This is a genomic window from Streptomyces poriferorum, assembly GCF_019399235.1.
Classification (GTDB): domain Bacteria; phylum Actinomycetota; class Actinomycetes; order Streptomycetales; family Streptomycetaceae; genus Streptomyces; species Streptomyces poriferorum.
In genome coordinates, this window is the sequence record NZ_JAELVH010000313.1 from 1 (window position 1) to 7,023 (window position 7,023).

At 72.8% G+C, this 7,023-nt stretch carries 6 protein-coding genes and 1 pseudogene; 4 read left to right on the forward strand and 3 right to left on the reverse strand.

Annotation, left to right across the window (positions count from 1 at the left end):
- From JGS39_RS34110 to JGS39_RS34125, 4 genes and pseudogenes are all read left to right on the forward strand, one after another.
- Positions 1-183, forward strand: a pseudogene (locus JGS39_RS34110) (ABC transporter ATP-binding protein); the annotation flags it as partial.
- Between the two features lie 68 nt (positions 184-251).
- Positions 252-863: a helix-turn-helix domain-containing protein gene (locus JGS39_RS34115; protein WP_219573627.1), complete on the forward strand. Its 612-nt coding sequence runs from the start codon at positions 252-254 to the stop codon at positions 861-863.
- A 313-nt stretch (positions 864-1,176) separates the two neighbouring features.
- Complete coding sequence (locus tag JGS39_RS34120; RefSeq protein ID WP_219573628.1) at positions 1,177-2,139, forward strand: RNA polymerase sigma factor SigF; 963 nt, start codon at positions 1,177-1,179, stop codon at positions 2,137-2,139.
- Positions 2,140-2,660: 521 nt separating this feature from the next.
- Positions 2,661-3,923, forward strand: a complete 1,263-nt coding sequence (locus tag JGS39_RS34125; RefSeq protein WP_219573629.1) for a sulfite oxidase — start codon at positions 2,661-2,663, stop codon at positions 3,921-3,923.
- A gap of 28 nt (positions 3,924-3,951) precedes the next feature.
- Here JGS39_RS34125 and JGS39_RS34130 read toward each other — a convergent pair whose 3' ends face one another.
- The 3 genes from JGS39_RS34130 to JGS39_RS34140 are packed head-to-tail and all read right to left on the reverse strand — an operon-like array spanning position 3,952 to position 6,988.
- Positions 3,952-4,857: an NAD(P)-dependent oxidoreductase gene (locus tag JGS39_RS34130; RefSeq protein ID WP_219573630.1), complete on the reverse strand. Its 906-nt coding sequence runs from the start codon at positions 4,855-4,857 to the stop codon at positions 3,952-3,954.
- A gap of 50 nt (positions 4,858-4,907) precedes the next feature.
- A complete protein-coding gene (locus tag JGS39_RS34135) occupies positions 4,908-5,630 on the reverse strand; it encodes an adenosylcobinamide amidohydrolase (RefSeq protein ID WP_236064138.1) in 723 nt (240 codons plus the stop codon).
- A gap of 56 nt (positions 5,631-5,686) precedes the next feature.
- Positions 5,687-6,988 (reverse strand): alpha/beta fold hydrolase, encoded by a 1,302-nt coding sequence (locus tag JGS39_RS34140; protein WP_219573631.1) that lies wholly within the window; start codon positions 6,986-6,988, stop codon positions 5,687-5,689.
- Positions 6,989-7,023 lie beyond the last annotated feature (35 nt).

The following is a 7,023-nucleotide window of genomic DNA, read 5'->3' on the forward strand; positions in this document are numbered from 1 at the left end:
CTGTTCATCACCCACGACCTGGGCGTGGTGCGGCAGATCGCGGACCTGGTGGCCGTGATGCACCGGGGGCGGATCGTCGAGCAGGGGGTCGCCGCCCAGGTCCTGGACGCCCCGCGGCACCCCTGGACCCGCCGCATGATCGACGCGGTTCCCGGGGCCGCCGGCAACAGTCGTCGCCCCTGACCGGTCTGCGCCGGCGCGGGTAGAGTGTGCCGCTGACCTGCGCGTACCACCGAGAGCGAGGAGGAACGGTGTCCGAGACGACCACCGACGCCGGACCGCCCCCGGCCGCGCGTCCGCCGGAGGCGGGGAAGTCCGCCTCCGGTGTACGGGCTTCCCTGGCCGGAAATCTCAACCGTCGTCGGCTCGCCAGGGGTTGGAGCCTGCGTGAACTGTCGGCCGCGACCGGCGTCAGCAAGGGGCTGCTGTCCCAGATAGAGCGGGCGGAGGCCAATCCGACCGTTGACGTGCTGGTCCGGATCGCCGACGTGCTGGGCACCAACTGCACGGATCTGCTGCGCCAGCCGCTGCTGGAACCGGAGATCATCCGGGCCTCCTCGCTGGACGAGCCCGAGGACGAGACCTCGGTCAGCCTGCTGTACTCCGGTCATGAGCAGGGCCGCCTGGAGATCTACCGGACCAGGCTCCACCCGCACGCGCAGAGCCAGGTCAGTTCGCACGGTGCGGACTCGGTGGAGTACGTGCTTGTGATGTCCGGTCAGGTGACGCTGGTGGTGAACGACGTTCCGTACCTCCTGGAGGCGGGGGACACCGCCCGTTTCTCGGCACAGTGCAGCCACTACTACACCACCGAGGACTGCCCCGCGGTCACCCACACGGTCGTCGGATACCCGCGCGACTGACGGCCCCGCCCCTGGGCCGGGCCCCCTCGGCGCACCGTCGATTTCGACTCAACTACCGCCGGATACGCGTCGGCCCGCCCCCTGGCGGCCGCGGCTGTGGCACTCTGGTGATGACCGCCCCACCGGGCTCCCCCGTACCGGTGGGGCGGTTCTGCGTGCCCGGGATACCGAGCCCCGCCCAGGAGGCGGGAAGCCCGTCGGCTTCCGGCCATTGACGCCAAGTCACTGATCAAATTCCGTTTGTGCGCATGGGAACCTCCTGAGGGGGCAGGCGTCTACACCTGATGGCCTACCACCAGGGGAGCGTGACGAGATGACGACGCACACTGCGCGGACTGCCGGTGCGGGGCGAGCGGAGAGTGCACGGTCCGCACCGGCCGGCCGGGGAGCAGCCGTGAAGGCTGTCGCCGGGCAGGACGAACTCACGGGCACCGGGCCGGCCCCCTCGGACCTCGGCGACCTGCCGTGGATCGAGGACGCGGGCAAGGTGGCGCCCACCGACGCTCGGGAACTGTCCCGGCTGTTCTTCGACCGCCTCCAGGTCCTGGAGGAGGGGACGCCCGCCCATCAGTACGCGCGGAACACGCTCATCGAGATGAACCTCTCCCTCGTCCGGTTCGCCGCCGGCCGGTTCAGGAACCGGGGCAGCGGCGACATGGAGGACATCGTCCAGGTCGGCACCATCGGGCTGATCAAGGCCATCGACCGGTTCGACCTGTCCCGCGAGGTCGAGTTCACCTCCTTCGCGGTTCCGTACATCACCGGGGAGATCAAGCGGTTCTTCCGTGACACCAGCTGGGCCGTCCATGTCCCGCGCCGGCTCCAGGAGTTGCGGGTCGACATCGCCAAGACCAAGGAGGCCCTGGCCGGCGAGCTCGACCGCGACCCCACCGTTCCCGAGCTCGCCGAGCACCTGGGGCTGAGCGAGGAAGAGGTCACCGAGGGCATCGTGGCGGCCAACGGGTACACCGCGGGTTCGCTGGACATGCCGGCCCCCACGACCGACTCGGGGCAGCACAGCACCACGGGGCGGACCTTCGCGGATGTGCTGGGCAGTCCGGATCCGGCCATGGAGACGGTCGAGAACCTGCACGCCCTGGCACCGCTGCTGGGCGATCTGGACAAGCGTGAGCGTCGCATCATCGACATGCGGTTCGGCCAGGAGATGACGCAGTCGCAGATCGGCGCCGAGCTCGGCATCTCGCAGATGCACGTCTCCCGGCTGATCAGCCGGATCCTGCACAGGCTCCGTGACGGGATGACCATCGAGGAGTGAGCATGACGTGCGGGGTCCGGGTCGCCACGGCGGCCCGGACCCCGCACGTGTGTCCGGACGCGGTCCGCGCCGGGGCCTGCCGCCGCGGCCGTCCGAACATTGCGGCACGATGAAATCAACACCCCCCGGGAACACCACCGGCCCCCTGCCCCTGCCCGGCGTGCCGGATCTCCCCGGTACCGCGTCCGCGCAGGTCGAGGCCGTGCCGGGGGCTCGGGGCCGCACTGGGCGGGTCGGCCGGTCCGGTCCTCGTACGGTCCCGGCAGGTCCTGGGCCCAGAGGGAGTGCGTTGACGCCCCGATGGGCCGCTGACACGCTCACCCGCATGCCCGCGAACCCGGCTCCCTCCTCGCGGCGGCACGTGGATCCGGGACGCCTCGCGTCCACCGCGTGCCGCCTCGGCGGGCGTTGTCGCGTGCCCACGCCGTCGAACGGCTGATCCGCGCTGCGGGACCGACGGCGCACACCCTCGCCTCTGTTCCCTCTGCCGTCCCGCTCTCCTCTCGCCCCTGGAGTCGTCCATGAGTTCCGTTCCGCCGTCCGAGGCGTCCTACGACCGGATGAGGCTGCGCCAGTGGGCGCGCGGTGCCGCGCGCTCCGCGGGGATCGAGCGCCGTGATCTGCTGCGGCTGGTCGCGGCGGCTTCGGTGGCGGCCCCGCTCGCCGGACTCGCCGCTCCCGCGCACGCGGCGTCCGCTGCCGCCGCCCCGGGCATCGTCAAGCCGCTGCCGCCCGAGGTGTTCACGGTGCGCGGCACCAACGCGGAGACGAACTTCGCCGCGCTGCGCACGACCGGGCTGCTCACCCCGGCCGAGCGGTTCTTCGTACGCAACCACACGGTGACGCCGCGGATCGAGGCGGCCGGCTGGCGGCTCAAGGTGTGGGGCGACGGACTCGGCGGCCCCGCGGTGGAGTTCACGTACGACGAGCTGCTCGCGCTTCCGTCGGTGACCCGAACCGCGTTCGTCGAGTGCGCGGGCAACGCCCGCAGCTACTACACGAAGCAGCAGGGGCAGCAGGTCAGCGGGACGGCCTGGACCCTGGGGGCTATCGGTACGGCACGCTGGCGCGGGGTACGGCTCGCCGACGTACTGCACCGCGCAGGCATCACCCGGCACGCCGTCGACGTGCTGCCGCGGGGCCTCGACGACGAGGTGGTCAGCGACGGGATCAACCTCGGGCACGTGCGCCGGCCGCTGCCGGTGGCGAAGGCGCTGGACGACGTGCTCCTCGCGTACGAGATGAACGGCGAACCGCTGCCGCCTGATCACGGCGCTCCGGTGCGGCTGATCGTGCCGTCCTGGATCGGGATCGCGAACATCAAGTGGGTCGGCGACATCGAGGTGAGCGCGCAGCCCCTGGTGTCCCCGTGGAACACCGGCCTCTACCGGCTCTTCGGTCCCGGCTACCCGGCCGAGGGCAGTGCACCGCTGACCCGGCAGACACTGAAGAGCGCTTTCGAGCTGGCACCGGATGCGGAGTTCCCCGCCCATCGGCGCCAGGTGCTGACCGGGCGGTCGTGGTCGGGCGGGGCGCCTGTGCGCACGGTCGAGATCAGCACGGACGGGGGCACGCGGTGGCGCCGGGCGCGGCTGCGTGACGAACCGCGGAGCGGCAGCTGGGTGCGCTGGTCGGCCGACTGGGTGCCCGGGGCGCGTGGCCCGGCCGTACTGCTGGCACGGGCCACGGACCGGTCGGGCCGCGTCCAGCCGGACGTCGCCGTGCACAACACACAGGGCTATCTGTTCGACGCGGTGGTCCGGCACGAGGTGCGGGTCGTCTGACGGGCGCCGGTGCCGGGCGCGACCGCGATCAGCCGCCGTCCTTCTCCGGGGGCCGTCCGGCGTAGTAGGTGGCGATCATGTCCTCGCCGCCGTGCCCGGCCTCCTCGGCACGTGCGAAGCGGGCGGCCGATGCCTCCGTCAGGTCCAGCCGGACACCGGAGTGTTCGGCGGCTTCAAGGATCAGGAGGGTGTCCTTGAGTGCCGTGGACAGGGCGAAGCTCGGGGTGAGGTCGCCGGAGAGGACGGCGGCGGACTTGCCCTGCAGGTAAGCGGAGTCGAGCGGCCCGCCCTTCATCACGTCCAGGAACGTCCGCGGGTCCACCCCGAGCCCCTCGGCGAGGTTGAGGCATTCCGCGACGCCTCCCACCATGTTGATCACCCAGGTGTTGACCACGAGCTTGAGCCGGGAGGCGGCTCCCGGCTCCTCGCCGGCCCAGACGGTGCGCTGCCCGATCGCGTCGAGCACCGGTCCGGTCACCGCGCGGGCGGCGGACGGTCCGGAGACGAAGACGGTCAGCGTGCCCTGTTCCGCGGGCTGCCTGGTGCCGGAGACCGGGGCGTCGAGGTAGACGAGGCCGAGGTCCGCGGCCCGCTGCGCCAGATCGGCGGTGGCCGCGGGCCCGACGGTGGAACACTGCAGGAGGACCTGGCCGCGGTGCAGGCCGTCGGACGCGGCGGTGAGCGCGGCGGCGACGGCGGTGCTGTCGTTGAGCACGGTGAGGACGACGGCGGCACCGCGTACGGCTTCGGCCGCGGTGTCCGCGACGGTGGCGCCGTCGGCGGCGAGCGGTACCGCCCTGGCGTGCGTACGGTTCCAGACGCGGACGTCGAGACCGGCCCTGAGCAGGCTCCGGGCCATGCCCGAACCCATGATTCCGGTCCCGAGCACGGCGACGGCCGGCCGCTGCGGGACTGCGTCGGCTGCTGAGGTCATGAGGGCTGTTCCCTTCGTCGGCCGCGTCCGGCCCGCGGCGCTTCGGATGATCAGGATTGCCGCAGTGCGCCTTCGAGGACGGCAGCGTGCACGGCCCGGGCGAGTCGTGCGCCCCAGCGCGAGCGCGGCCCCGCGAACGGTTCGCCGGCTCCGGAGTCCGGGGATGGGGCGGGCGCGGCGACGCAGACGGAGTCGGTGGGGGTGCCCGAGCAGTCGAGTCCGGCGTCCAGGAGGGCCTGCACCTTGGCCTCGGTGGCGGTGGCGACGGCGTTGACGAGCGCGGCGTCGGTCAGCGGGGCGGGGAGTGTCACGACGATGTTGACCGTCCCCGGCGGCTGCGGTCCCCCGCTTCCCTCGGCCGCTGCCGCCGCCCAGCCCCGTACGCCGAGACCGCAGGTGGCGGTCGCGGTGACGCCCTCGTCGGCGGCGAGCGTGTACGCGGTGACGTCGGCGGCCGTCATCAGCCCGGCGCCGGGTCCGGTGAGCCGTTCGGCGGCGGCGATCTCGGCGAGGTGGCGGTCGGGGTCCATGCGTGGATAGCCGCCGGGCACCTGCGCGTTGAGGATCCAGTCGCGCGGGCCGATGCCGCCGCCGAGTACCGCGCTGCTGCACACTCGCCAGCCGGGTCCCAGCCGCCACACGAGATGGTGCAGTTCCAGGCCGTCCTCGCGCCGGGCCAGCAGTTCACCACGCTGTTCGGGCAGCCGGATACGTACGGAACGGATGGGGTACCCCCGGTGGTGCGGCAGGACGGTGATCGGTGTGGGACCCATTGATCATAGGCACCGGGCAAGGGCTCCCCCGGGGGCACCCTGCCCGGTGCCGGGGGTCATGCTTCGCCGCGGGCCATGCCGATCAGCCGGTCCAGTACGGCGGCGTCGGCCCGGACGCCGTCGTGGGCGTAGGCGTCGGTGACCCAGGTCCGCAGTCCGCGTACGGCGCCGGCGGTGGCCAGGGCGTGCTCCCGGTCGACGTACATGTCGTCGTGGTAGACGGCGGCCACGACGGGGACCTCGTTGGCGGCGAGCCGGTCCAGGTCGTACAGGGCCGGCCAGTCGGTACGGGCGGCGAGCGCCTCGGCGGCGCCGCGCAGCGGGACGAGCGCCGGGTCCTCCTCGAACTGCCAGGGGTAGACCATCTCACCGGTGAAACGGACCGGGCCGCCGGCGGTGGCGTCGAAGGCGGGGAACTCCTGGCGGATCCGGTGGGCCGACCAGTCGGTGGGGCAGCCGCCCTGGGCGTAGATCGGCTCGTGGAGCGCGGCGTACAGGGGGCGTTCGGCGAAGGACACGGCGGCGTCGACTCCGCGCAGGAACGTGTCGGTGAGTTCCGGTCCGTCGCGGCCCTCGGTGAAGGCGGTCTCCAGGAGGTAGTGCAACGAGTCGAACTTGGCCGCGGTTCCGAAGGTGATGCCGAGGCTCTGGAAACGGCGCACGGTGAGGCGTTCCCCGGCCGGCATCCGCACGTCGTGCGTGTCCAGGTGCGCGGCGACGGCGTCGGCGAGGGCCTGGTCTCCGGGGTAGCGCGCGAAGTAGTGCTCGTTGTGGGCGAGGGTGCGGGCGTAGGCGGCGCGGTAGACGTCGTCGGCGTGGCCGGTGAGCGTCGGCAGTCCGCCGGTGATGTACGCCTGGGCGAGGCCTTCGGGGGCGAGGGAGAGATAGGTGAGGGTGGAGAACCCGCCGAAGCTCTGGCCGAGGACGCTCCACGGCCGGTCGCCCTGGAGGTGGCGGCGCAGGTGTTCGGCGTCGCGGACGATCGAGTCGGCACGGAAGTGCGCGAGGTGGTCGGCGGCGGCCTCGGAGTCCGTACCGAAGCGGGCCAGGGTGACCCGGTCGGCGGGGGTGGAACGGCCGGTACCGCGCTGGTCCAGGAGGACGACGCGGTAGTCGGCGAGGGCGCGGCGCAGCCAGGCACCCGCGGCGTTGGGGCGCTCGGCGCGTCCGCCTGGGCCGCCCTGGAGCCAGAGCAGGCGGGGCAGGTCCTCGTGCTCGCGGCCCTCGGCGACGACCTCGCGGGCGAACAGCCGGATGGCGGGGCCGTCCGGGGTCCGGTGGTCGAGCGGCACGTCGAGGGTGTGGTCGGTGCAGACCAGGCCGCCGTGGCGGTAGGAGACGGGGGCGGGGGTGGTCATGGGCGCTCCTTGCGCGTCTCGGTGCGGTTGACGGG